The organism is Paenibacillus sp. S25, from assembly GCF_019454085.1.
Classification (GTDB): Bacteria; Bacillota; Bacilli; order Paenibacillales; family Paenibacillaceae; genus Paenibacillus; species Paenibacillus polymyxa_B.
This window is the reverse complement of record NZ_CP073683.1, coordinates 4,117,350-4,141,558: the sequence shown is the minus strand read 5'-3', so window position 1 is coordinate 4,141,558 and position 24,209 is coordinate 4,117,350. Positions and strand designations below refer to the sequence as shown.

Sequence of the window (24,209 nt, the reverse complement as noted above, 5' to 3'; positions counted from 1 at the left end):
TCGGAGCCTTGGGCTGCAATATGAATTTCGAGGAGGTATTTCAGCAAACAACCCCTACGAGGTTCATGAATACAGAAACGTTATGTGAAATACAATGCAACAATTTTAAAAAATCTATTAAACAAAAAAAGAAAATGAGGGATATGCCTAATGACTTTACAAGACTTATATAATGACAAACCAACTAAATTATGGAACAAAAGAATGATTGAATACGGAGATGCCCTTTTTACAGAAGAGAGATTATTAATGTGTGATAAAGTCCTAGATAACTATCTAAACCAATTAATATTATTACAAGAAACTAAATATCCTGAAAGTATTATGAAGGCTGTAGAAGAAATTGTAATTAGGTTTAATGAATTGAATGATACGAACGATTATTTTATTGAAACGATGGAACGTGAAGAATTGGCTGAATTTATAGATAAGGCAGCAAGACTAGCTGGATTAGAAATTGAGGACGATCAAGATATTACAGAAGAATGGAGAGAATGGTGATGTTGAATTAAACATGATTTGTAGGTAAATTCAATGAAGTCATGGTACTTTGTATAACATCACATTCTAGCATCGCCGCATTCGCTCCTCGGTTCGGCAGAAGTTGAGAAGCCATGAAGTGGAATCGGTCGAACACATCCGGCATACGACGGACGAATTGAATGCAAAGACGTTATACGATAGAATCAAAAACAATAGGAAAGAGGATCATAAGATCCTCTAGATGTTAGAATTTTTAATTCGCTAAAGAGTTGTAGAGCGTCTTTGAAACCTTGTATGTAGATGCTTCTTTCTAAGATGGATTGTAGAGAAATTTGAGCATCTTCGTACAGAAAAACCGTATGTTGAAGTTGATCGGGTAACGCTTCACTAAGTGTTCTAAAGCATCGATATGTCTCTGAAGAAAGCTGATTGTACTCCGTATGATACTCCAGAAGCTCAGCAAAGAGTAATTCTAAACGTATTCTTATAAGTGGCTCTGTCAATGATTCTAAAGTATTAATCATATGTTTTCCCTCCTTTAATTAACTTCACGAAGTTATTATATAGCCTTATAGAGTTATTAAAGAGGTGAATATTTGACTTTGTAGAGTTAAATATTTGCTTTTCGTTGATGTAGTGAGGACAGACTCAAGAAGTGAATCCGTCGTATAACATAATATTCAAGCCGCGGCTCCTCATGGAGCCTTGGTCTGTTGGAGGATCTCAAAGGGGTGTGAAGATATTGAATTACATAAGAGAATTAAGAGAGTTAGTAGGTACCCGACCTATAATTATGGCAGGAGCATGTGTGATTCTCATAGATGATGAGGGACGATTATTATTGCAACAGAGAACTGACAATGGTCTATGGGGATTACCAGGAGGTTCAATGGAGCCTGGTGAGAATATGAAGGAGGTTGCAAGCCGGGAACTTTTTGAAGAGGTAGGCTTAGAAGCTGAAGAGTTAGAATTACTTGATATATTTTCAGGCCCTGAACTTTACTATCGATATCCTCATGGAGATGAAGTATATAACGTAGTTGCAGCTTATATATGTAAAGAATACAGTGGAATAATTAAAGGTGATGAAGCTGAAGTACAAGATATACAATTTTTTGATTTAAACAAGATACCTAATCAAATAAGTCCTCCCGACCTACCGATAATAACAAGATTTTTAAATGAAGTAAGATCATAAAAACATTTTTTTAGTAAATTGAGGTTGTCCCCGATATCACCTAACAAAGGGCTGTTTGAACTTCGGGAATACCCAAACGCTATGTGAAATCAATGCAATTATTTAAGAGGTAAACATGGGTGTGACTGCTTGGCGCTTTTTCTTACCCCACGTGCAAATTGCAATAAAATGAACATGAAGTAGACGGAGCTGAGTGTCTACTTCATGTTCGCCTAAATTTTTGGAAATTAACATAATCAAACTACAAAACGAAAAAAGACCATATAAGAAAATTCGCTGATAAAAAAATTTGCATATTGATTTTGAATTCATAGTGAAGAAGTTCGGTAACTTCTGATAACATAATATTCAAGCATAAGAATCCTCACGGAGCCTTGGCCTGTTGGGATGGAGTTCGAGGAGGCATTTCAATAGACAACCCCGGAAAAAATAAAAAGACAATGGAGGTATGTTTGGTGCTGACATTAGAAAAAGCTAGAAAAAATGATGCACAAAAACTTGCTGAAATACAAAAGGCCAGTTTTGAGGATGAATCAAAGCATTTTAAGAATAACGAAACCGTTGGGCCAATAGGATATGACTCCATAAGTTGGCAAGAAGAGATGATGCAAAATTGCGAATATTTCAAGGTACTCTTTAATGGAGAAATAATCGGGGGAGCAATGATATTTGTAGAATGTAATCAAGTGCATAATTTAGGAAGGATCTTTATTGATCCAAATTTTAAAAATCAAGGAATCGGAACGAAGGTGATGGAGAAAATTGAAAGTAAATTTCCAGACAGCACTGAATGGTGGCTAGATACTCCTAGCTGGAGTGTGAAGAATCATCACTTCTATTCAAAGTGTGGGTTTACTAAGGTTAGAGAAGAAGGTGACTTATACATTTTTAAAAAGACTTTATAAACTTATGTAATGTACAAACGTTATGAGACATCAGTGCTAAGTGTTACCAAGAAGATATTCAATGAAAAGAGTGAAAGGGAGGATTTACAATGAAGATTGATTTTGCGATTGAATCAGATTATGAGTATATCTCGTTAAGAGACAAACACATACATAAGACACTTATAAGACCAAAAATAAAAGAAAATGAAATTCTAATCATTAGAGAATCCAATCAAGAAATAGGTTGGATGAGATACGGATTTTTTTGGGACAACACACCATTTATGAATATGATATGGATAGATGAGGAGTATAGAGGAACAGGTATTGGTAAAAAAGTTGTCCACTATTGGGAAGAATTAATGAAACAAAAAGGATTTGAAATGGTCATGACCTCAACACAGTCAAATGAAGGAGCCCAACATTTTTATAGAAAGCTTGGATATAGAGATGCTGGATGTTTAATGCTTGAGAACGAACCTCTGGAAATAATACTGACAAAGAAGTTGAACCAAAATTAACGTTGAGGAAATCAATGAAGGAAGTGACATTTAAAAAATATAATATTCAAGCTGCGTCTCTAATGGAGCCTTTGCAGACAACCCCTTTGGGTTCAGGAATACAGAAACGTTACATGAAACCATGCAAAACTAAAACTATGAAATCAAGGTGAATATGATGAGTACCCTAAATCATGTTGTAAAGCTACTAATTCCGCCCCATAACAACTTTTCGGCTACAGATCTTGTGGAACACATGGGTAGTGTTATCTACGGAGAAGAGGCTAGCTCAATAAGAGACATGATTTATGAGGTACCTGAATCTTTGAGGACTATTATTTTATTAATAGATTTTGATACAGAATTATCAATGAATGGAGTCTTCGGGTTTATGGAAAATTCCACTGGAAAGTACTTGAATGAAACAATTGCTGCTTTAAAGCTAATTAAAGCGGAAAAAGATTCGTCTATTATGGAGGAGATAAAAGAGCTTATTGAAGGTGTTAATTTTAATGGGCAAATAAAATTAGAACCATATCAAGTTACAACATTTGAAGAGAGACATGACATTAATGAAAGGCTACTTGAAAGAATTGAAGAGTTGGCTGATGGACTGTATATATATTCAATAGATAGAGATATTTTTGACTACTTAATTGGTTATCTTTCTGACAACTGGATTGTATTGTTGAAAAAGCTTCAGGATGTCTGTAAGTAACTCGCAGAAGTGCGTGGTATCATCTAACCCGGCATGCGCTGGGCGTCTTGAATACATCCTCGGTCCGGTAAGAAAATAAACAGTTGATAGGAAGATGCGGATTTCATTTAAATTAAATACGGTATGGAAGTGAATTGATGGAGGGACCAATCATAACTTGTATAAGTATAGGCGTTTATGCTCATGCACTTACAAGGGGCAATAAATACATCGTAAAAAAAGAAGATGGGGACAAGTATAGAATTATTGGAAACCATGGAAAAGCAGTTTGGATATCAAAAGCTCATTTTATTGAAGGAAATATAGAAGTGCCCTTTTTAGAAAGATGGAAGTTTGATGATGATCCAAAGGAGTTTGATTTGGTGGAGGTGACCCTTACTTTTTCGGATGGAAGTGAACGATGGAGTTTGGTGACAACCCCTCAAAAATTAGTAAATCACTTTGGAAAAGAAATGGAAATACCAGGATTTAATATTAAACATCTAATTATAACGAAAACAATAGACCACGACGATATTGAAAAAATATTAAAATATTTAGAGGCCAATGATGAATTAACAGAAGCAAGCAGAGCGTTGGAATGTTGATTTGGAGAGAGCAGAGGAACCGCATAACACAATATTCATGCTTCGGCTCTTATGGAAAATATAGAAACGTTAGGTGAAACCTTTGAGAATCTAGAAATGAGGTAACTTCAATGATGCAATACAGAATCCGACCAATAATAGAAGATGATGTATTTTTTTTATGGGAGATGTTATATGAATCATTATTTGTCCCAGAAGGTCAAGAGCCATTCGATAAAGCGATAATAAAAGACCCTTATATATCAAAGTATATTGAAGGTTGGGGAAGAGAGGGGGATTTTGGATTTATAGCAATGAACCATGAGGGTGAACCCGTCGGATCAATAACAGTTCGATATTTTAACGAGGATAATAAGGGATTTGGATTTATTGATAATGATGTACCCGAACTAGGAATGGCTTTGTTAAAAGAATACAGGGGAAGAAAAATCGGAATGGCCTTAATGGATGAATTATTTAAAGAAGCTAGGAAGAGGAATATAAAAAAATTATCCCTCAGTGTTGATCCGAGCAATGCAGCGGCAATGAAACTCTACGAGAGATTCGGATTTAAAGAAGTTGGGAAAGTTGATTCATCAATCACGATGGTTGTCGATTTAAGAAGTTAAAATACAGTAGTAATAGGGATTATTTTAAGGAACTCAAAAGAAATCAAGGGTATCGCCTAACATCATATTCAAGCAGCGGCTCCTTAAGGATTCTGAGTGCACCCAAACAATCTAAAACTCGGGAGTCAAGGGTTGAAAAATGTATGCAGAAAATTCTCAATGGAGAGGGTTTAAATGATCGTTAAAAGTAATTCAGGCAAAGGCTAAATAAACGTATCAGAGGCGATAATTATGATAGATTTAGAGTCAGAAAGATTACTTATAAGAAATTTTCGATCTGATGATTGGAATGATCTACATGATTACTTATCAATAGAAGAAGTATTGAAGTATGAACCTGGGGAAGTTTGTAATGAGGAAGATTGTAAGCAGATGACATTGGAACGATCGCAAAGCAATATTTTTATGGCAGTTGTATTAAGAGAAAACAATAAAATGATAGGACACATTTATTTTAATCAAACCGTACCGTTTGAGTTTTTAACATGGGAAATAGGATACATATTCAACCCAAGATACTATGGAAATGGATATGCTACTGAGGCAAGTAGAAGAGTATTGCAATATGGATTTGAAGAGTTAAAGGCTCATCGGATTATTGCGATGTGTAATCCAGAAAACGCTTCATCGTGGAGATTATTGGAGCGCTTGTTGATGCGAAAAGAAGGTCACCATATGAAGAAAGCATTTTTTTATAAAACGGAAGAAGCACAACCCATTTGGCATAATGCATATCAATATGCGATTTTAGCAGATGAATGGCAAAGGAACAATGAATAATTTGAAAAAAAGGGGTGTGATACCATGAATGAGAAGTCACGGTTACTAGAGGAGTTCAAAGAATGGATCCGTTTTGTTTCTGAGATTCGTGAAATGGATTGGCAAATAACGATTGCTGAAGGTAAATGGTCAGTTCAGGATATCGTAAGTCATATACTACTGTGGGATAAATACTTTTTTGAAGCAGCAATAAGTCCCATATTGAACAATAAACCTTTGACATTAACACATATGGATTTTGAACAATTTAATCAGGATGCTATTGAATATGGAAAAACAAAAACGAAAGAAGAATTAATTAAAATAACTATTCAGTACCGTAACATGATATTGGAGAGTATAGAGAGTTTTGAAGACGACAAGTTTACTAAAGAATATGCTGACGGGAAGTTTACTGTAATATCATATTTAAGAGATTTTATCTGGCATGATCAACATCATATCAGACAGATTGATGAACTTAAAAGAAAAGCTATGTGAGTATATAGGCGGGTGAATCATATGGGGGATTATTGGAACAAAAGATTTACTGAAGAAGGGATGATTTGGGGTTGTGAACCAAGTCAAACTGTAACCCAAGCTATAGATTTGTTCAAAAAGAATCATGTACATGATATTTTGGTTCCTGGTGCTGGATATGGAAGAAATACGAAGGCGTTCTCTTCTTATTTTCAGGTTGATGGAATTGAGATATCTAGTTCAGCTATAGATCTAGCAAAAGAATGGGACTTAAAAACGAATTTTATTCAAGAATCGGTATTAGAGTTTAGTACATGCCAAAGGTATGATGGAATATATTGTTATGATTTATTGCATTTATTTTTGTTAGAAGACCGAAAAAAACTGATACAGAATTGCGTGAAGCATTTGAAGGAATTGGGAGTAATGTACTTCACATGTTTTTCTGATTGTGATTTTAATAATGGTGTGGGTAGGGAAATTGAAGAAGGAACATATGAATACAAGAAAGGTAAATATGCTCACTTCTTTACTGAAGAAGATTTAAAAGGACATTTTAATGATTTGAATATATTAGAAACGGGTTCCATAAGAGAGACTCTGATATATGCAGAAAAACAACAGAAAAAATATGAATTAAGGTATATATTTGTTCAAAAGATTGGATAGCTATTCTAAAAAGCAAGCAACTTCTACTACATCGTTTTATTGCTTCACTCAGCTCAAGTTGATTTTTTGTGTACTTTTGAACAAAGCAAATACACTGCCGTAAGCCTAATTGCTTAGGACAGTGTATTTGTCTTTAGAACCTGTATATCCGTTGAAAACTTTTTATTCCTCTCCGGTCGCCACCGGATTCTCCTCATAACTGATCCAGTCGCTCCAGCTTCCCGGATATAAACGCACCTTACTAAATCCAGCTTCATTCAGGGCCAGTACATTGGGACAGGCGGATACGCCAGAACCGCAATACACGATAATTTCTGCGTTTGGATCAAGGTCGGCAAAGTGCTGCTGCAATTGTTCCGCATTTTTAAAGCTGCCTTTTTCGTCCAATACTTCTTTCCAAAAGTAATTCACCGCACCGGGGATATGCCCCGCAGCTTGATCTATGGGCTCTTCCAGTCCCAGGTAGCGCGGCCGCTCTCTGGAGTCGATCAGTATAGGTGAAAAACCGATATAGGAGCCAACAGGAGCAGAATCTTCGGATATATGTTGTACTTCTTTCATACTTGTGAGCATTTGTGGCTGAACATTTGTCACAAAGGTCGAGGGAATGCGAATCGGCTGATCTGCCGTAACGGGGAACTTCGCTTCCTTCCAAGCGCTGTAGCCCTCTTCCAGCACATATACCTGCTCATGCCCGAGATAGCGCAGGAGCCACCAGAAGCGGGAAGCCATCATACCGCCTTGGTCATCATAAGCGACAATGCGTGAAGATGCGTTGATCCCGGCACGACTCAGACGTGCGGCAAGTGTATCCGCATTAGGTAATGGATGGCGACCACCATGCTCACCAAGAGGAGCAGTAAGGTCTTCTTCCAAATCGAAGTGAACCGCCCCTGGAATATGGTCTTCATTAAATTGAGTCCGTCCAGCCCCGGCTTGTCCGAGCAGGGAACGGCAGTCAGCAATGATCATGTCCGGCTCATACAATCGGGCCAGCAGCCAGCGTTTGGATACGATGGATTTCATAGAGGATTCCGCCTTCCTTTATTTAACAGTAAATTTAATCCATTGAGTATGGTTTATGAAAATGGGGTAAATAAGTTAAGAGCTGGCCTTCAGGGGATGCTCAGTGTCGGGCAACTCACTTTGGTGGATGACTTTCTTTTTAAAATCCGCTCCGTATCGTATAAAAATCCATACCCCGAACAGGATGAAAAAGCCTGCACCAAATTGTAAAGTAGACAGCCTTTCCCCGAGCAGCATCCAAGCTAGCAGGGAAGAAATAACGGGTTCGCCGAGTACCGCCATTGACACCGCGGTGGCGTTAATGTATTTGAGTAGCCAGTTAAACAGGTAATGTCCGAACAGCGTAGGCACAATGGCAAGCAGCAGGAATAGTCCCCATTCCCGTGGAGCGTATCCGGTAAAAGGAATGGCATTGACCACATTATACAGCGCAAGTGAGGTGGCTGCGATGGCGAAAACCCAAAAATTATACACAAACGCGCTCAATTGCTCGCGCAGATGCTTGCCCATCAGCATATGGATGGACACGGCTACCATACCCAAGAAGGACAGTGCATCCCCGAGTAGGGCTTGTCCCGATACGTGGAAGTCTCCAGCTCCGATGGCCAGTGAGCCGATAAAAGCCATACCCATTCCGATGAGCATAGCACGATTCGTGCCCGTCCGGAAAAACAAAAAAGAACCGAGCATGACAAGGATCGGCTCCAATGTCATAATAACGGTAGAGCTTGCAACGGTGGTCAGTCGCAGTGAGCCCATCCAGAGCAAAAAATGCAGCCCCAGCGCAATACCGGACCAGAGGATCAGCATCCACTGCTTGCGGGTCAGGCTAAACAGCTCAGTGCGGTATTTCCAGACCAAAGGCAGCATGATCAGATTGGTTAGGTACAAACGGTACATAGCGATGACGGACACCTCGGCTTCAGACCATCTTACGAAGATCGAGGAGAACGAAATAGCGATAATACCTATGATGTACAATAATTCAAAGGAAAACGACGGTTTGTGTGCTTGATTCATGTGGCAGCTCCATCCGTATGGAAGAAAGTAAATACGTCTATGTTCCTTCCAAGCGGTATCTCGAAAAATAGGTTTAATACAGCTCATTATACCGTACCTGACATTCCCGTGGTATTAGGATTTTGCAAAATCCTGAGAATATTATAAACGGGAGCAGGAGGTAGGATTTTAAGTGAGATGCTGCGTAGAACTTTTGCTGCACAAGCTCGTCTATCATAGTGGAGGTGGATTTTATGAAAAAACAAAACACATTTTCAATCATACTACTGACTGTAGTGGCAGTGCTGGCTCTGTCAGCCTGTGGAACGAAACCGCAAACCAATAACAACGCTTCTCAAGGGGCAGACCAACCGCAAACGCAACAGCAGCCGCAAGTTAAACCGGAGCCAGTCGCTGAGCCGGAGGTTAAAAAAGGCACAGGTATATACAATGGAGCTGCTGACCCGCATACGGTAGAGATTGAAACCAATGGCGAAGCCCAATCCTTCCAATTGGGGGAGGGACTGGACACGGTAATAGCTGGACTTAAAGAAGGCGATACAGTAGCTTTTGAATACAACGAAAAAACAGTAGAGGGCGACGCGACGGCGAAGCAACTGACTTTAACGAAAATACAAAAAACAGAGGCTGCAACAGATAGCAGTCAAAACGGAAGTTCCAGTCAAGCAGTAGGTGGGGAACGCTCGAAAACTCAAGCTTTTGAGCTTACCCTTGAAGGAAAAAAGGAAAAGCAGACAGCAACATTGGCAAAAGGAGAGGGATATTCACTGTATGTGTTTGATCCGATGTCCCTGTTTCCCGATCAAAACCGTGTTGCCTTGGCTGTAGATGATAACTATTATGCTGAAATTACAAAGCTGCCCTCCGATTTTAATCTGGATGAGCTTCAAAAAGAAGGCGAGAAGGATCTAGCTTCCATCGGTAAGGTGCAAAAGTTGGACAAAGCATCCGTCCCTCAAGAGCTGACCAGCAACCGTCTGTTCTTACAAGCGAGCAGTTCGAAGATGACACAGCAATATATAGTTGTAGAAAATAAAACAGGCGGTTTCATCGTGAGAGTGAACATTCCACAAGGTGAACCTGCTGAAGGATTCGAATCCTTCATTTATACATCGCTGGAGAGCCTGCAAGCTAATAAATAATCCTACTTTGGTGTGGGATGGTCGGCGGCTTACAATCATGAATTTAAGGCAGTTTTGCCGTTGGAAATTGTTATTTTAAGGGTGAGGTTAGAGCTATAAGGGTCTAATCTATAATTGCGAGACCTGCACTTTTGTGCTATAAAGGATGAGAGAATAAGATCATTCCGGCTTGCGAAGTCGTATGAAGCGATGAAGGAGTTGTTAGATTTACTATGTCCATCGAAATGAATACACAAGAAGTCATCAACGTGATTAAAAACAGCAAGAAAAAGACGCCTGTTAAAGTATATGTAAAAGGAGCTTTGGCTTCCGCATCTTTTGGCGAGAATGTTCAAGCCTTTATTTCTGGAGACAGTGGTGTTGTATTTGGTGATTGGGCTGATATCAAGCCTGTACTGGATAGCGCAAACGCGAAAGAAGAAGACTATGTAGTGGAAAATGACCGCCGTAACTCTGCTGTTCCTATGCTCGATCTGAAAGGCATCAATGCCCGCATTGAGCCAGGCGCATATATTCGTGATATGGTTGGCATCGGTAACAACGCCGTCATTATGATGGGTGCAGTAATTAACATCGGTGTCACCATTGGTGAAGGCACGATGATTGATATGAATGCTGTGCTGGGCGGTCGTGTTAAAGTAGGTAACATGTGCCACATCGGTGCAGGCGTTGTCCTGGCAGGTGTCATTGAACCACCATCTGCACAGCCAGTTGTAGTAGAAGACGATGTATTGATCGGTGCGAACTCGGTCGTATTGGAAGGCGTGCGAATTGGTAAAGGTGCAGTTGTTGCAGCTGGAGCTGTCGTAACTGAAGATGTGCCTGAATACTCCGTAGTGGCGGGTACACCTGCACGTGTGATCAAACAGGTCGACGATAAGACCAAATCTAAAACTGAGATTTTGAAAGAACTGCGCGTTCTGTAAGAAGGCAAAAGTTTTTACGTACCAAAGGTGAACGATTCCTTGTCAGAAGCATGATGCACTGACAGCATAACTTAGGGACGAAGCACAACGGACAAGGCTCGGCGGCTGCGCCGGGCTTTTGTCCTTTTGTTCTTTTGCCAGATAAGAGCTGATGAGCTATAAAGAGGAGGCGTAGCGGTAATGAGTACGGTCGACTATCGTTCTTTTGTCCAAATACGAAGAGATTTACACCAAATTCCCGAGCCGGGTTTTGAGGAGTACAAAACACAACAATATTTGCTGGATTATTTGGAAACGCTCCCTCAGGAGCGGTTGGAAATTCGTACATGGCGTACGGGCGTGTTAGTGTTCATTCATGGAACAGCTCCTGAACGCCGCTATGGATATCGTTGTGATATGGATGGTTTGCCGATTGAAGAAGAGACAGGGTACGATTTCCGTTCGACCCATCCCGGCTATATGCATGCTTGTGGACACGATTTACATATGACGATTGGATTGGGGATTGTTACTCACTTTGCAAGCCATCCGATTAAGGATGACCTGGTTGTGTTGTTTCAACCGGCTGAAGAAGGGCCGGGCGGAGCCTTGCCTATGAGGGACAGCACGGAGCTGGCAGACTGGATACCCGATGAAATTGTCGCGCTGCATGTTGCACCTGAATATCCTGTCGGTACAATTGCGACTCGCCCGGGCATCCTATTTGCCAATACGTCGGAGCTTTTCATCGACCTGAAGGGTATGGGCGGGCATGCTGCGTATCCACACAAGGCGAATGATATGGTAGTGGCTGCTTGCCAGCTGGTGGGACAATTACAGACGGTTGTAGCCCGTAATGTGAATCCACTCGATGCAGCGGTCATTACCGTGGGTAAGGTTAGCGGAGGCACGAAGCAAAATATTATCGCGGAAACCGCCCGTTTGGAGGGTACGATCCGAACGTTGTCAGCCGATACGATGATGTTGGTAAAATCACGGATTGAAGCACTGGTGCGTGGTGTGGAGGCTGGATTTGAATGCCATGCCGAGATTCATTATGGCTCAAACTACTTGCAAGTGTACAATGAAGCTCAGGTGACCGAGGAATTTATGAACTGGGTCCGTAATCGGCAGGATGTGCAGCTTATTGAATGCGGAGAAGCGATGACCGGAGAAGACTTTGGGTATTTTCTGGAGCGAATTCCCGGTCTGATGTTCTGGCTTGGTGTTGATACGCCTTATGGTTTGCATCATGCGAAGCTGGAACCTGCGGAGGAAGCGATTGGTGTAGCCATTCGTGTGCTGACAGACTATTTTACATGGAAGTCTCAAGGGTAAATGATACGCCCTGAATAATTATGTTTAATGAGAAGAATGAAATGGAATGAAGTCGAATTTTTGAAGGAGGGTGTTATGGGAGAGCAAACCATCATCCGATTTGAACGGGTGACCAAGCAATATGACAACGATCCCCCAGTGCTGGCGGACGTCAGCTTTGAGATTGAGCGTGGTAAATTTTATACACTGCTGGGGCCTTCCGGCTGTGGTAAAACAACGATTCTGCGTATGATTGCAGGTTTTGCGGAGCCGACAGAAGGCTCTATTTATTTGAACGGAAAACTCATTAATCGTGTTCCAGCCAATGAGCGGCAGGTCAATACGGTTTTTCAAGATTATGCGCTATTTCCGCATCTGAATGTGTTTGAAAATGTAGCCTTTGGTCTGCGAATCAAAAAGATGAACAAAAAGGACATTCAGGAGAAGGTGACACAGGCGTTGTCCTTTGTCAATCTGGAAGGCTACGGCGAGCGGGAAATTTCTGAGATGTCCGGGGGACAGCGTCAGCGTGTAGCCATCGCACGGGCTATCGTCAATGAGCCTGATGTTCTGTTGTTGGATGAACCGTTGTCTGCACTGGATTTAAAGCTGCGTACTGAAATGCAGTACATTTTGCGCGAAATGCAGCAGCGCCTTGGAATTACCTTTATTTTCGTTACGCATGATCAGGAGGAAGCGCTGGCCATGTCGGACGAAATTTTTGTCATGAACAAAGGTAAGATTGAGCAAAGTGGTACCCCTAATGATATTTATGATGAGCCGATCAATCGGTTTGTTGCTGATTTCATCGGTGAATCCAATATTGTCCCAGGACGGATGATTGCGGATTACCAAGTGGAATTTAACGGTCGACAGTTTGAATGTGTCGACGGCGGACTACGTCCGAACGAGCCTATTGAAATTGTGATCCGGCCGGAGGACTTGGAGATTACGAGTGTGGCTGAAGGCAAGCTACGTGTAAAAGTGGATACCCAATTGTTCCGTGGGGTTCACTATGAAATAAGCTGCTATGATGATTCGGGTCAGGAGTGGCTCGTGCATTCTACCAAAAAGGCGGAGCTGGGCAGTGAAATCGGTCTGCGATTTGACCCGGAAGCGATCCATGTGATGCGGTTCGGGGAAACAGAGGAAGAATTTGATCGGCGTCTGGAAGCCTATGAAGAGGTGGATCAGCATGTCCGGTAATACAAGAGCAGCGTATCTGCTGCCTTACTATTTATGGATTGTGCTGTTCGTGGCGGCTCCAGTTGTTCTTGTGTTTTACTATTCGTTATTTGATGTGGATGGTCATCTCACATTCAACAACTATGCTCAGTTTCTGACACCTGTTTATTTGAGCATGACGCTTAGCTCGTTCTGGTATGCATTTCTGATCACTGTATTTTCACTGTTAGTTGCTTACCCGGCAGCATATTTGCTCACACGCACCAAGCATAAGCAGCTGTGGCTGTTGCTCATTATTTTGCCGACCTGGATTAACTTGCTACTCAAAACGTATGCTTTTATTGGGATCTTTGGTACCTATGGCCCGGTGAATGCGGTGTTAGGTATGGTTGGGTTGGGAGGTCAGCAATTATTGTTTACCAGCTCCAGCTTTGTGTTTGTATCGGTTTATATTTTTGTGCCTTTTATGATTTTGCCCATCTATAACGCGTTGGAAGGGTTAAACCCTTCATTGCTGGACGCAGCCCGTGATTTGGGAGCCTCCAAGTGGACTGCGTTTCGCAGGGTTATTTTCCCGTTAACGCTTGCGGGTGTGCGGTCCGGTTGCATGGCTGTGTTTATTCCAGCGTTGTCGCTGTTTATGATTACCCGCCTGATTGCAGGTAACCGTGTGATTACACTGGGGACGGCGATAGAGCAGCATTTTCTGGTTACTCAGGATTGGGGTATGGGCTCTACGGTTGCCGTGTTCCTGATTTTGGCGATGGGGATCATTATGCTGCTCACCTCGGGAACGAAACGGAGGGTGCGGCATGGTAAATAAAAACCGATTCGGGAATATTTATTTGGTGATTGTTTTTCTCGTGTTGTACGCACCTATTTTGTATTTGATGTACTATTCCTTCAACAGTGGCGGGACGATGCATGAGTTTGAAGGTTTTACACTCCAATATTACAAAGAGGTGTTTGCAGACACCCGTTTGATCATTATTGTCATTAACACCTTGGTGATTGCTTTGCTGTCGTCTGCGTTGGCTACGATTATTGGCATCATGGGTGCGCTGGCTATTCATCAGATGCAGAACCGTCGAGTCAAGAATACGCTGCTGTCGCTCAATAATGTATTGATCGTGAACCCGGATGTCATTATTGGCGCTTCCTTCCTCATTTTGTTCACGATGGTCGGGATTAAGCTGGGTTTCTACTCCGTTTTATTATCCCATATTGCATTTAGTGTGCCGATTGCGGTCATTATGATTTTGCCGAGGTTGCAGGAAATGAGTCCATCTCTGGTCGATGCCGCGCGTGATTTGGGTGCCAGCCGAATGGATGTGCTGACCAAGGTGATTCTACCCTTTATCAAGCCAGGGATTTATGCGGGCTTCTTTATGGCGTTAACATACTCGCTGGATGATTTTGCGGTGACCTTTTTTGTGACAGGTAGTGGCTATTCGACCTTATCGGTGGAAATATACTCACGTGCCCGTCAAGGGGTTTCCTTGTCCATCAATGCGCTATCCACGCTCATTTTCCTGTTTACTGTGCTGCTGGTGGTGGGTTACTACTTTATTATGCGCAAGGCGAATCGTAATGGTAAAAAAGAGCCTGCGGCAGAAATGGGGGTGCCTAGATGAAGTCACTTGTGCGCGTGTTTCTGTCCATTTTCATCATCTCGTTTGGTCTGATGGGGGTGGCAGCATGGCTTAATTCCAGTCAAGGCTACTCCGGTGGCAACACACTGACGGTGTACAACTGGGGAGACTACATTGACCCCGAGCTGTTGGAACGGTTTCAGAAGGAGACGGGGATTACTGTCATTTATCAGACCTTTGACTCCAATGAGGCGATGCTGACGAAAATCGAGCAGGGAGGAACTTCGTTTGACGTAGCGGTTCCCTCGGAATATGCTTTGGCTAAAATGAAGCAGGAGCACTTGTTGCTCCCGTTGGACCACAGCAAGCTGCCGAATTTGAAGCATGTGGATTCTCATTTTCTAAACCTTTCGTTTGACCCGAAAAATGAATACTCGGTACCGTATTTTTGGGGTACAGTCGGGATTGTGTTTAACCCGGAGCTGACGAAAGGCATTGATTTTCATAGCTGGAACGGTCTGTGGAATCCAAAGCTACGTAATAACCTACTGTTGGTTGATGGTGCGAGGGAAGTCGTAGGGATGTCACTGAACAGCCTTCACTATTCCTTGAACGATACGAATGAGGCACATTTGCAGCAGGCTTTGACGAAGTTGGAGAAATTAGCGCCCAATGTTAAAGCGGTTGTTGGTGACGAGATTAAAATGCTGCTGGCAAACGAGGAAGCTGCTGCCGGCGTTGTATGGTCCGGTGATGCGTCTGAAATCATGGATGAGAACGATAAGCTCGATTACATCGTGCCAGATGAAGGCTCCAACTTGTGGTTTGATAATATGGTTATTCCAAAAACCGCTACCCATGTGGATGCGGCCCATAAGTTCATCAATTTCATGATGCAGCCCGATGTAGCCGCTCAAAATGCCGAGTTTGTAGGATACTCCACACCTAATGAGGATGGGAAGAAGTTGTTGCCTGAAGATATCTCTGGTGACGAGCGTTTTTATCCTCCGTCGGAAATTACTGACAAGCTGGAAGTATACAACAATCTGGGCAAGCGCATGCTCGCTCATTACAATGAATTGTTCCTGCAATTCAAAATGCATTTAAAGTAGGGGAGTGGCGTTGGGATTAGGGATTGGTGCTTTAAAGGTCGCTGCGGTGGCGGGTGGTGCTTACCATCGCTGTTAAATTCCGATTGTTATGATTGAATATTTAAAGGTAAAAATTGGAACTTAAAGGCGACCGCTTCGCTTGTCCAGCATCATTCCGCCCCCTCCGCTGCACCGTGCTTAAAGGTACTCACCCATGAATCCCACACCAGGTGAGGGAGTAGAGGAAGAGCGAACAGGCCCTTGAACCACCCGTACAGGTGGTTCAAGGGTCTGTTTTGTTTATTCACCGCGCAAAGCGGTGAGTATTTTTTTACCCCTGCGTCTCCCACACACGTTAGAGAATTGTGGGACTTTAAGGTGGGCAGTGAGCGAAGCGGGCCATTTGAATCTGGAGAAGCGGTAGCGTTCGCCTTTGCTGAGGGATTCTTACCTATAAATGTTTTATCCAATCCAAGAATCCCCCAGCAACAGCGATCGGAAGATCAAATGGACTGCGTAGCGCCTCCCCCACCTTAACTCCTCACAATTCCCCTAACAAACCTCTCTATTTTATCCAACCCTTGCTCCAGCACATCCTGCCCGTAAGCATAGGACAAGCGAACGTATCCTTCGCCATAGGAGGAAAAGGCATCTCCAGGTACGACAGCCACTCCATGCTCTTCCAGTAGTTTCAAGGTAAAATCCATCGAGCTTAATCCAAAATGGGCGATGGAAGGGAACAGGTAAAAGGCTCCTTCGGGTTTCTCCAGCGGGATACCCATATCTGTCAGCCTTCCATGTACATAATCCCGACGTTTACGGTACTCCTCGCGCATCGGAAGTGCATCATCCACCCCGACGGTCAGGGCTTCCAGTGCTGCATATTGGCTAATTGAGCTAGCGCAGGTCACGTTGTACTGATGGACTTTGACCATGTGCTGTGTAATTTCAGCGGGTGCAAGTGTAAAACCAATACGCCATCCCGTCATGGAATGTGATTTGGACAGACCGTTAATGACGATGGTGCGCTCACGCATACCTGGTAGAGCTGCAATGGACACGTGGGGTGTATCGTAAATCAGTTCGCTGTATATTTCGTCCGAAATGATAAACAGATCGCGCTCCTTCAGTAAATCCGCGACCGCTTCCAGTTCTTCGCGGCTCATCACTCGTCCGGTTGGATTCGAAGGATATCCGAGAATGACTGCTTTTGTCCGTTCGGTCAGATAAGGCTCCAGCACCTCGGCCGTGAGCTTGAAGCCGCTACTGCGGGTATCGGCAAACACAGGAATGCCGCCTGACAAACGGATCAATGGCTCGTACCCTGGGTAGATCGGGACAGGTAGAACAACTTCGTCGCCGGGTGACAAAATCGTGCGTAAGGTAATATCCAGCGCTTCACTGGCTCCGTTCGTTACGATAACCTCATCCTGTCCACGGTAATTCAGGCCGTATTTACGAGCTACAAACGCCGTTGCGGCTTCTCTTAATTCCGGCAGTCCCGGATTAGGTGTATAGGAGGTGCGTCCTTCGTTAATCGCCCGATGGGCAGCTTCCATAATATGCGCAGGGGTAGGGAAATCCGGCTGTCCGATCGTTAATGACAGGGTTCCGGGTAATGCGGCAACTTTGTTGGCGATTTTGCGGATGCCGCTGATTTGAATGTTTTTAACCTGATCGTTAAGCAAATGCTCCATAGCGTATGTGCCACCTTTTTCTGTATTAGAACAAGTTTACAATAATTTGATCTGAATATGCTACGGCAAGAAGAATTCATTTTACATAATTAAGGTACTAAATTGACTAATTTATGGTATCTTAAAAGATGAATATATTTGTAAGCGTAATCATAGTAGAAATGGAGAGAGGAGTATCTTCTGATGAAACAAGAATACATAGTAAAAATATTACCCACGAAATTAAAAAGGTTCGGGATCACATGGCTCAGTGCCATACTGATGCTTTCAGCTGGAGGGCCGGTAGGGTTGTCCAGTGGAAAAGCTTCTGCAGAGCCTGCATCTTTTGCAGGAAAAGAGGTGCAACCTTCACCCGTAACTGTAGAGGCAAGTGTATATGCAGATGTCTATTTTCCTAAAAAGCTTCGCATCCACGATATACAGGGGGTAGCACACCGTTCTCCATATGAAGGACAAAAAGTAGCGGATATTGAAGGCGTTGTCACGATGGTGAAGGGGAGCAGCTTCTATATCCAAGAGTTGGATGCTCAAGTGGATCAGGATGAAAAAACATCCGAGGCCATTTTAGTGTACAAGCCTAGTCACGGTGCACAAGTTGGGGATGAGGTAAGGGTTAGCGGTTCGGTGAAGGAATATACGGAAAGAACATATGCAAGTAAGCCAATCGACTTGACGACAACAGAAATTGTGGCTTCTTCGGTTAGGGTAATTGCCAATGACCGTCCATTACCAGCTCCAATTTTGCTAGGTGAACAGGGACGTGTGATGCCGACATCTGTTGTTGATAATGACGGAATGACGGTGTTTGATCCACAGGAGGATGGCTTGGACTTTTTCGAAAGTCTGGAAGGCATGCGTGTAGAGTTGAAGGATGCCACTGTGATTGGTCCTTATGGCTATGAAATTCCAGTCCGAATTGATAACGGTCCAAACACAGGTGAGGTTGTAACGGAGGCAGGCGGACTCATGCTGACAGAAAGAAGTCTGAACCCGCAACGGATTCTGATTGATGCGAAGCCTTCGACACCGTTGAAGACAGGCGATCGTTTTGCGGGTCCTATCACAGGTGTGGTGAGCTATAGCTTTAGCAATTATAAGCTGCTGCCAGAGCGTCTGCCGGATGTTGTACCTGGCGGCCTCCAGCCAGCCAATACGCGTTTGATACGCGATGAACGTAAGCTGACAGTAGCTTCTTTTAATGTGGAAAACTTCGATCCCGGTGATGGAAAACGAATAGATCAGCTGGGGCAGGCTATCGCCGTAAATTTGAATCATCCGGATATCATAGGATTGCTGGAAGTGCAGGATAATAACGGTGAGAAAGATGATGGCACCACAGACGCTTCCGAAAGCTTCCGCGTGCTCATAGAGGCGATTCGAGCTCATGGAGGCCCGGAGTACGCTTTTACAGATATTGCCCCTGAAAATAATAAGGATGGCGGTGCTCCCGGTGGTAACATCCGTGTTGGCTTCTTGTACAATCCGCAACGTGTTACGCTGACCGACAAGCCCAAGGGGGATTCAGTTACGTCTGTCACTTATGGAGTGCAGGGACTCTCTCTCAACCCGGGTCGGATTGATCCCCTGAATGCGTCATTTGAAGACTCGCGCAAGCCGTTGGCCGCTGAATTTGAGTTTGAAGGCCAGCAGGTGATTGTGGTCGCTAACCATTTTAATTCCAAAGGGGGCGATCAAGCGCCATTTGGAGGAATTCAGCCGCCTGTACGAAGCAGCGAAATACAGCGTGCGAAGATTGCAACGATTGTGAATGGCTTTGTAAAGTCGGTACTGCAAGTAAACCCTAAGGCCAATATGGTGGTGCTCGGTGACCTAAATGATTTTCAATTTTCTGAAACGCTGGCTTTGCTACGGGGGCAGGAATTGACCAATCTAATTGACAATTTGGATGAAAAGGAACGGTACTCCTATATTTATGAAGGTAACTCGCAAACATTGGATCATATGCTGGTCAGCCCGTCACTGAGCCAATCATCCGTGCTGGATATCGTTCATATGAATGCGGACTTTAGTGCGGCAGACGGGCGGGTCAGTGATCATGATCCGTTGGTTGCGCAGATAGATTTGCCGCGCAAAACGGAAGAACCACCGACAGATGGTGGGAGTGGCCGAAATGACGATGATGATGAGGATCAGCAGGATAATGAGGGAAACGGTAACACAGGAAATGGAAGTAGCGGTAATGTGAATGGAACAGTAAATGGGCAGGGTCAGACTGCCAGTAGTGAACCCAATGGAAGCAGCCTGTCTGGTACAAATGTGGTGCAAGTCAAGTCTGTAATGACCAGAGTGGAGCAAAACGGATTGAAGAAGGCAGTTGCTCAAGTAACGGCTGCTGAAATACAAAAGGCCATTCAAAATGGCGCGAAGGGTACTCTTGTGATCCGTGCAGGGGAGCAAGTAGAAGCGAGGACGTATGAGATTCTTTTAAGCGGGGAAGCTTTGGGAGCCGTCTTGAACGACCGTATTCGTACCCTTCGAGTGGAAACGCCACAAGGTGGATATGAAGTAGCAACAAGTCGTTTGTCTCTTCAGAAACTGGCTGATACCTGGCAGGTGCCTGTAAGACAAATTTCCTTGAATTTTTCCATCACTTCGAACGAAGAACTGGCTAAACGCTTTGATGTTCCGCCAGGGCGCAAACTGTTACAGGCTTTGGATATCGCCGCTGAGCTGAGAAACGAGGATGGACGGAAACGGCTTTTGGCAGGTAACGGAGACTCTGGTAGTGGGTATGAACGTTATCTGTTACGTGCTCCTGCAACGGGCGATGCAGACCAGCTTGCTGTAGTGAAGGTATCGACTAACCAAGCCGGACAGCTATCATATACCCCCGTTCCTTTTCACGCTACGAGTGAGGAAATAACCGTGTATGGACGTTCGGGAGGGACTTACGCTGTGCTTGATGGCGGGGCTTCTGGTGAAGTCAGATCGTTCATGGATATATCCGGCCATTGGGCGCAGCGAGACATTACACGGTTGGCAACTCGCCTGCTTGTGACGGGGACCCATTCAATAGCGTCTACAGCTAGTGCGACTCGTGAAAGGGACTTAGCGAACGTACATTTTGAGCCTGAAGGCCAGGTGCGACGCTCTGAACTGGCAGCGATGCTGGTTCGGGTGCTTGGATTGGAGCATACAGATCGCACGCTGACGAGCTTTGACGACGTTCAAACCGAATCGTGGTATGCGGATTCCGTACGTACCACAGCAGCAGCCGGGCTGATCAACGGCTATGCTGACGGAAGCTTCCGTCCTAATACACCGGTATCGAGGGAGGAACTGGCTGTGATTATAGAGAGAGCCTTGCGCTTCGCTGGGAACACAGAAGAAAATACAAAAGAAGTGAGTGAAAGTATATCCGTATCATTATCGGATGCGCAGGAGATTTCTACATGGGCAGCTCCGGCTGTGAAGACTTTGTCTGGACTAGGTATTATGAAGGGAGACGAGAAAGGCCGTTTTGGCCCGGCTACATCCGTGACGAGGGCAGAAGCAACGGCTGTATTATCACGCACACTGGATAAGCTACATTGGGAATAGGAGACTTCACTATACAAATGTCAGATTGATTGACTTTATACGATAGTTAAGTTATCTTTTGTGGAGAGGTAGTATGATAAAGTAGAATGAATTACGAATGAAGAGGTGAAATGTCGTGGGAGTAAAAGCTAAACAAATTTTTGTGAATTTACCAGTTAAAAACCTGCAACAGTCCATTGATTTTTTCACTACCATCGGATTTGAATTCAGCGCTCAGTTCACTGATGAACATGCAACCTGTATGGTTGTTAGTGAGCATATTTTTGTCATGTTATTGGTTGAAGAACGTTTTAAAGCGTTCACGACAAAAGAAATTTCAGATGCGACAAAAAGTACAGAAGCGATTGTTGCCTTATCGGTGGAGAGCCGAGAAAAGGTAGACGAGATTGTCCACAAGGCTTTGGAAGCGGGCGGCAAACCCTCGAACGAACCTCAAGATCATGGTTTTATGTATGGATGGAGCTTTCAGGATTTGGATGGTCATCTGTGGGAGTTCTTTTATATGGCAGAGCAGTAATGGAAATAAGAATGATGAAGTAAACGAAGTATCATGGAAAGTAAGCTATCCTAAAAGATAGTTTGCTTTCTTTATTGTATGTTATTGAACTCATCGGGAGGAATCACAATGTCTAATGAAATAAGAGTCTACCCTGTTCAAGATCTGAGCGAAGCCCTGGCAGATTCACTGAGTCGACTGTTAATCGACGTGGTTGCAGACGGTGCATCTATAGGTTTCTTACCCCCATTAGGTTATCAGGAAGCAGCAATTTATTGGAACAATGTACTTGAGGACGGTGTAGTTCTGTGGATTGCCGAGAAGGACGGAGTACCTGTAGGGACGGTCCAGCTGCATTTGGCTCAAAAAGCTAACGCTATTCATCGTGCGGAAATTGCAAAGCTTATGGTGCATCCGTCTGGACGCAGACTGGGGATCGCACGACAGTTAATGAAGGTAGCGGAAGAAGAGGCACTAAGTCAGGATAGAACGTTACTGGTGCTCGATACGCGGGTGGGTGACCCGTCCAATGGACTATACGAGTCGATCGGGTTCGTAGAAGCTGGTGTTATTCCGGGTTATGCTCAATCAGCCGATGGTCAGCTGCATGCCACTCGATATTATTATAAGCCATTAAATCTGTATTCTAGTCATAGCTGAGCATTTACCGAATAAGTGTGGTATATACGGGTAATCATAACTTGTCATAGGATTACATAGTTTTTTCCGCGTTTATTCGACTGGAAAAGCACGGGAATAGAAACGTATAATGAAGAGGGGATCAGAATAGGTCTTATGCCAATTTGGCTGTACTGAATTGAAGAACGTAGCAAACACAGCGGAGGAATCAGAGAATATGAGGTTGGAGCATGATTTTTTAGGTACCAAGGAAGTGCCATCAGATGCCTATTACGGTGTACAAACGCTGAGGGCAAAAGAAAATTTTCCAATTACAGGCCAAAGACTGCACCCTGAGTTGATTAAAGCCATGGCGATCGTGAAAAAGGGAGCAGCGACGGTAAATATGGAACTAACCCGTTTACACCGCCCCAAAGCAGAGGCCATTATTCAGGCTGCTGATGAGATTATACAAGGACAGTTGCATGATCATTTCATCGTCGATCCGATTCAGGGCGGCGCAGGCACGTCCATTAATATGAATACAAATGAAGTAATTGCGAACCGTGCGTTGGAGCTGATTGGCAAGCAACGCGGAGATTATCAGGAGATCAGTCCTAATAATCATGTTAATATGGCGCAATCGACGAACGATGCTTTTCCTACTGCCGTACACTTGGCTGTATTAAGTATGATTGATAAGCTGTTAGCTACCATGAGTGAGCTTCAGGAAGCATTTTCCCGCAAGGCAAATGAGTTTGATAGTGTCATTAAAATGGGGCGGACTCACTTGCAGGATGCAGTGCCGATCCGATTAGGACAGGAGTTTCAGGCTTATGCGCGTGTGCTGGGTCGTGATATCGGACGCGTCCGTGCGACTAAGCAGCACCTGCTAACGATTAATATGGGTGCAACTGCGGTGGGTACGGGCCTGAACGCAGACCGTCGTTATATTCAGCGTGTCGCAGAGGTACTGGCAGAAGTCAGTGGCTTCCCTGTGGAAGCTGACGAAAATCTTGTAGATGCTACACAAAATACGGATGCTTATACTGAAGTGTCTGCTGCCTTGAAAATTTGTATGATGAATATGTCTAAGGTGGCAAATGACATCCGGTTAATGGCTTCCGGACCTCGTGCAGGTCTGGGAGAACTGAGTCTGCCTGCTCGTCAGCCAGGGTCATCCATTATGCCAGGCAAGGTAAATCCGGTGATGTGTGAGGTTATTAACCAAATTGCTTTCCAAGTCATTGGTAATGATCATACAATCTGCTTGGCTTCTGAGGCTGGTCAGCTCGAGCTGAATGTGATGGAGCCTGTACTGGTCTACAATCTGCTGCAATCGCTGGAAATTATGAAGCAGGGCTTTCACGTCTTCCGCATTCATTGTGTAGAAGGAATTGAAGCGAATGTGGAGCGGTGTCGTGAATATGTGGAGAACAGTGTAGGCATTATTACAGCGCTTAATCCGCATCTTGGATATGAGGTGGTATCACGCATTGCTCGCGAAGCAATTACGACTGGGAAATCGGTGCGCGAGCTGTGCTTGCTGTACAATGTACTGACCGAGGAGGAGCTGGACATTATATTGGACCCGTACCAAATGACTCAGCCTGGTATTGCCGGAGAATCTTTGCTGAATCGCGAATAATAATGCGGAGTATGGAGTTTAG

25 protein-coding genes are annotated in these 24,209 nt (G+C 43.8%); 21 read left to right on the top strand and 4 right to left on the bottom strand.

The window, feature by feature from the left end; translation table 11 throughout:
* Window positions 1-150: 150 nt before the first annotated feature.
* The gene (locus tag KAI37_RS18060) at window positions 151-501 is read left to right on the top strand and encodes a hypothetical protein (RefSeq protein ID WP_220029933.1); all 351 of its coding nucleotides are present in this window, start codon (window positions 151-153) and stop codon (window positions 499-501) included.
* A 185-nt stretch (window positions 502-686) separates the two neighbouring features.
* Here the strand turns inward: KAI37_RS18060 and KAI37_RS18055 are convergent, their stop codons facing one another.
* The gene (locus KAI37_RS18055; protein ID WP_220029932.1) at window positions 687-1,007 is read right to left on the bottom strand and encodes a DUF6809 family protein; all 321 of its coding nucleotides are present in this window, start codon (window positions 1,005-1,007) and stop codon (window positions 687-689) included.
* Between the two features lie 218 nt (window positions 1,008-1,225).
* Between KAI37_RS18055 and KAI37_RS18050 the strand changes: the two genes are divergently transcribed.
* The 9 genes from KAI37_RS18050 (at window position 1,226) to KAI37_RS18010 (ending at window position 6,889) form a co-directional block, all read left to right on the top strand.
* Window positions 1,226-1,681, top strand: coding sequence for an NUDIX hydrolase (locus KAI37_RS18050; RefSeq protein ID WP_220029931.1), 456 nt, complete (start codon window positions 1,226-1,228; stop codon window positions 1,679-1,681).
* Between the two features lie 455 nt (window positions 1,682-2,136).
* Window positions 2,137-2,586, top strand: a complete 450-nt coding sequence (locus KAI37_RS18045; RefSeq protein WP_028542551.1) for a GNAT family N-acetyltransferase — start codon at window positions 2,137-2,139, stop codon at window positions 2,584-2,586.
* An 89-nt stretch (window positions 2,587-2,675) separates the two neighbouring features.
* Window positions 2,676-3,089, top strand: coding sequence for a GNAT family N-acetyltransferase (locus tag KAI37_RS18040; protein ID WP_220029930.1), 414 nt, complete (start codon window positions 2,676-2,678; stop codon window positions 3,087-3,089).
* A gap of 154 nt (window positions 3,090-3,243) precedes the next feature.
* Window positions 3,244-3,786, top strand: a complete 543-nt coding sequence (locus KAI37_RS18035) for a DMP19 family protein (protein ID WP_220029929.1) — start codon at window positions 3,244-3,246, stop codon at window positions 3,784-3,786.
* Window positions 3,787-3,923: 137 nt separating this feature from the next.
* Window positions 3,924-4,373, top strand: a complete 450-nt coding sequence (locus KAI37_RS18030; RefSeq protein WP_220029928.1) for a hypothetical protein — start codon at window positions 3,924-3,926, stop codon at window positions 4,371-4,373.
* Window positions 4,374-4,483: 110 nt separating this feature from the next.
* Complete coding sequence (locus KAI37_RS18025) at window positions 4,484-4,981, top strand: GNAT family N-acetyltransferase (RefSeq protein ID WP_028542549.1); 498 nt, start codon at window positions 4,484-4,486, stop codon at window positions 4,979-4,981.
* A gap of 231 nt (window positions 4,982-5,212) precedes the next feature.
* Entirely contained in the window at window positions 5,213-5,761 is a 549-nt protein-coding gene (locus KAI37_RS18020) for a GNAT family N-acetyltransferase (protein WP_220029927.1), read from the top strand.
* A 24-nt stretch (window positions 5,762-5,785) separates the two neighbouring features.
* Window positions 5,786-6,241 (top strand): DinB family protein, encoded by a 456-nt coding sequence (locus KAI37_RS18015; RefSeq protein ID WP_220029926.1) that lies wholly within the window; start codon window positions 5,786-5,788, stop codon window positions 6,239-6,241.
* 21 nt (window positions 6,242-6,262) lie between these two features.
* A complete protein-coding gene (locus KAI37_RS18010) occupies window positions 6,263-6,889 on the top strand; it encodes a class I SAM-dependent methyltransferase (RefSeq protein ID WP_071641967.1) in 627 nt (208 codons plus the stop codon).
* Between the two features lie 162 nt (window positions 6,890-7,051).
* Here KAI37_RS18010 and KAI37_RS18005 read toward each other — a convergent pair whose 3' ends face one another.
* Entirely contained in the window at window positions 7,052-7,915 is an 864-nt protein-coding gene (locus tag KAI37_RS18005) for a sulfurtransferase (RefSeq protein WP_220029925.1), read from the bottom strand.
* Window positions 7,916-7,990: 75 nt separating this feature from the next.
* A complete protein-coding gene (locus tag KAI37_RS18000; RefSeq protein WP_220029924.1) occupies window positions 7,991-8,935 on the bottom strand; it encodes a DMT family transporter in 945 nt (314 codons plus the stop codon).
* Between the two features lie 233 nt (window positions 8,936-9,168).
* Between KAI37_RS18000 and KAI37_RS17995 the strand changes: the two genes are divergently transcribed.
* The 7 genes from KAI37_RS17995 to KAI37_RS17965 all read left to right on the top strand — a co-directional run bounded on the left by KAI37_RS17995 (window position 9,169) and on the right by KAI37_RS17965 (window position 16,188).
* Window positions 9,169-10,077, top strand: a complete 909-nt coding sequence (locus KAI37_RS17995; RefSeq protein WP_071641963.1) for a hypothetical protein — start codon at window positions 9,169-9,171, stop codon at window positions 10,075-10,077.
* Between the two features lie 212 nt (window positions 10,078-10,289).
* The gene (gene dapD, locus KAI37_RS17990; RefSeq protein WP_013311259.1) at window positions 10,290-11,003 is read left to right on the top strand and encodes a 2,3,4,5-tetrahydropyridine-2,6-dicarboxylate N-acetyltransferase; all 714 of its coding nucleotides are present in this window, start codon (window positions 10,290-10,292) and stop codon (window positions 11,001-11,003) included.
* Window positions 11,004-11,183: 180 nt separating this feature from the next.
* Entirely contained in the window at window positions 11,184-12,320 is a 1,137-nt protein-coding gene (locus KAI37_RS17985; protein WP_068942451.1) for an N-acetyldiaminopimelate deacetylase, read from the top strand.
* A 75-nt stretch (window positions 12,321-12,395) separates the two neighbouring features.
* A complete protein-coding gene (locus KAI37_RS17980; RefSeq protein WP_028542542.1) occupies window positions 12,396-13,505 on the top strand; it encodes an ABC transporter ATP-binding protein in 1,110 nt (369 codons plus the stop codon).
* Window positions 13,495-14,307: an ABC transporter permease gene (locus KAI37_RS17975; protein WP_023989586.1), complete on the top strand. Its 813-nt coding sequence runs from the start codon at window positions 13,495-13,497 to the stop codon at window positions 14,305-14,307. The genes KAI37_RS17980 and KAI37_RS17975 overlap by 11 nt, the downstream gene beginning before the upstream one ends.
* Window positions 14,297-15,118 (top strand): ABC transporter permease, encoded by an 822-nt coding sequence (locus KAI37_RS17970; protein WP_013311255.1) that lies wholly within the window; start codon window positions 14,297-14,299, stop codon window positions 15,116-15,118. The genes KAI37_RS17975 and KAI37_RS17970 overlap by 11 nt, the downstream gene beginning before the upstream one ends.
* Window positions 15,115-16,188 carry an ABC transporter substrate-binding protein gene (locus KAI37_RS17965; protein WP_220029923.1) on the top strand — a complete coding sequence of 358 codons (1,074 nt, stop codon included), beginning with the start codon at window positions 15,115-15,117 and terminating at the stop codon, window positions 16,186-16,188. Before KAI37_RS17970 ends, KAI37_RS17965 begins: the two co-directional genes overlap by 4 nt.
* Window positions 16,189-16,700: 512 nt before the next feature.
* On the opposite strand, the gene KAI37_RS17960 is transcribed toward KAI37_RS17965, so the two are convergent.
* Window positions 16,701-17,864, bottom strand: coding sequence for an aminotransferase A (locus tag KAI37_RS17960; protein WP_220029922.1), 1,164 nt, complete (start codon window positions 17,862-17,864; stop codon window positions 16,701-16,703).
* Between the two features lie 183 nt (window positions 17,865-18,047).
* Between KAI37_RS17960 and KAI37_RS17955 the strand changes: the two genes are divergently transcribed.
* The 4 genes from KAI37_RS17955 (at window position 18,048) to aspA (ending at window position 24,187) form a co-directional block, all read left to right on the top strand.
* Complete coding sequence (locus tag KAI37_RS17955; protein WP_220029921.1) at window positions 18,048-21,425, top strand: S-layer homology domain-containing protein; 3,378 nt, start codon at window positions 18,048-18,050, stop codon at window positions 21,423-21,425.
* A 115-nt stretch (window positions 21,426-21,540) separates the two neighbouring features.
* Window positions 21,541-21,942 carry a VOC family protein gene (locus KAI37_RS17950; RefSeq protein WP_061829696.1) on the top strand — a complete coding sequence of 134 codons (402 nt, stop codon included), beginning with the start codon at window positions 21,541-21,543 and terminating at the stop codon, window positions 21,940-21,942.
* Between the two features lie 108 nt (window positions 21,943-22,050).
* A complete protein-coding gene (locus KAI37_RS17945; RefSeq protein ID WP_071641950.1) occupies window positions 22,051-22,581 on the top strand; it encodes a GNAT family N-acetyltransferase in 531 nt (176 codons plus the stop codon).
* 196 nt (window positions 22,582-22,777) lie between these two features.
* Window positions 22,778-24,187 (top strand): aspartate ammonia-lyase, encoded by a 1,410-nt coding sequence (gene aspA, locus KAI37_RS17940; protein ID WP_013311251.1) that lies wholly within the window; start codon window positions 22,778-22,780, stop codon window positions 24,185-24,187.
* Window positions 24,188-24,209 lie beyond the last annotated feature (22 nt).

Excerpts from the sequence above, each read along its gene's own strand:
- KAI37_RS18060 (WP_220029933.1), top strand. The coding sequence starts at position 151 with ATGACTTTACAAGACTTATATAATGACAAACCAACTAAATTATGGAAC.
- KAI37_RS18055 (WP_220029932.1), bottom strand. The coding sequence starts at position 1,007 with ATGATTAATACTTTAGAATCATTGACAGAGCCACTTATAAGAATACGT.
- KAI37_RS18040 (WP_220029930.1), top strand. The coding sequence starts at position 2,676 with ATGAAGATTGATTTTGCGATTGAATCAGATTATGAGTATATCTCGTTA.
- KAI37_RS18035 (WP_220029929.1), top strand. The coding sequence starts at position 3,244 with ATGATGAGTACCCTAAATCATGTTGTAAAGCTACTAATTCCGCCCCAT.
- KAI37_RS18030 (WP_220029928.1), top strand. The coding sequence starts at position 3,924 with ATGGAGGGACCAATCATAACTTGTATAAGTATAGGCGTTTATGCTCAT.
- KAI37_RS18025 (WP_028542549.1), top strand. The coding sequence starts at position 4,484 with ATGATGCAATACAGAATCCGACCAATAATAGAAGATGATGTATTTTTT.
- KAI37_RS18020 (WP_220029927.1), top strand. The coding sequence starts at position 5,213 with ATGATAGATTTAGAGTCAGAAAGATTACTTATAAGAAATTTTCGATCT.
- KAI37_RS18015 (WP_220029926.1), top strand. The coding sequence starts at position 5,786 with ATGAATGAGAAGTCACGGTTACTAGAGGAGTTCAAAGAATGGATCCGT.
- KAI37_RS18010 (WP_071641967.1), top strand. The coding sequence starts at position 6,263 with ATGGGGGATTATTGGAACAAAAGATTTACTGAAGAAGGGATGATTTGG.
- KAI37_RS18005 (WP_220029925.1), bottom strand. The coding sequence starts at position 7,915 with ATGAAATCCATCGTATCCAAACGCTGGCTGCTGGCCCGATTGTATGAG.
- KAI37_RS18000 (WP_220029924.1), bottom strand. The coding sequence starts at position 8,935 with ATGAATCAAGCACACAAACCGTCGTTTTCCTTTGAATTATTGTACATC.
- KAI37_RS17995 (WP_071641963.1), top strand. The coding sequence starts at position 9,169 with ATGAAAAAACAAAACACATTTTCAATCATACTACTGACTGTAGTGGCA.
- dapD (WP_013311259.1), top strand. The coding sequence starts at position 10,290 with ATGTCCATCGAAATGAATACACAAGAAGTCATCAACGTGATTAAAAAC.
- KAI37_RS17985 (WP_068942451.1), top strand. The coding sequence starts at position 11,184 with ATGAGTACGGTCGACTATCGTTCTTTTGTCCAAATACGAAGAGATTTA.
- KAI37_RS17980 (WP_028542542.1), top strand. The coding sequence starts at position 12,396 with ATGGGAGAGCAAACCATCATCCGATTTGAACGGGTGACCAAGCAATAT.
- KAI37_RS17975 (WP_023989586.1), top strand. The coding sequence starts at position 13,495 with ATGTCCGGTAATACAAGAGCAGCGTATCTGCTGCCTTACTATTTATGG.
- KAI37_RS17970 (WP_013311255.1), top strand. The coding sequence starts at position 14,297 with ATGGTAAATAAAAACCGATTCGGGAATATTTATTTGGTGATTGTTTTT.
- KAI37_RS17965 (WP_220029923.1), top strand. The coding sequence starts at position 15,115 with ATGAAGTCACTTGTGCGCGTGTTTCTGTCCATTTTCATCATCTCGTTT.
- KAI37_RS17960 (WP_220029922.1), bottom strand. The coding sequence starts at position 17,864 with ATGGAGCATTTGCTTAACGATCAGGTTAAAAACATTCAAATCAGCGGC.
- KAI37_RS17955 (WP_220029921.1), top strand. The coding sequence starts at position 18,048 with ATGAAACAAGAATACATAGTAAAAATATTACCCACGAAATTAAAAAGG.
- KAI37_RS17945 (WP_071641950.1), top strand. The coding sequence starts at position 22,051 with ATGTCTAATGAAATAAGAGTCTACCCTGTTCAAGATCTGAGCGAAGCC.
- aspA (WP_013311251.1), top strand. The coding sequence starts at position 22,778 with ATGAGGTTGGAGCATGATTTTTTAGGTACCAAGGAAGTGCCATCAGAT.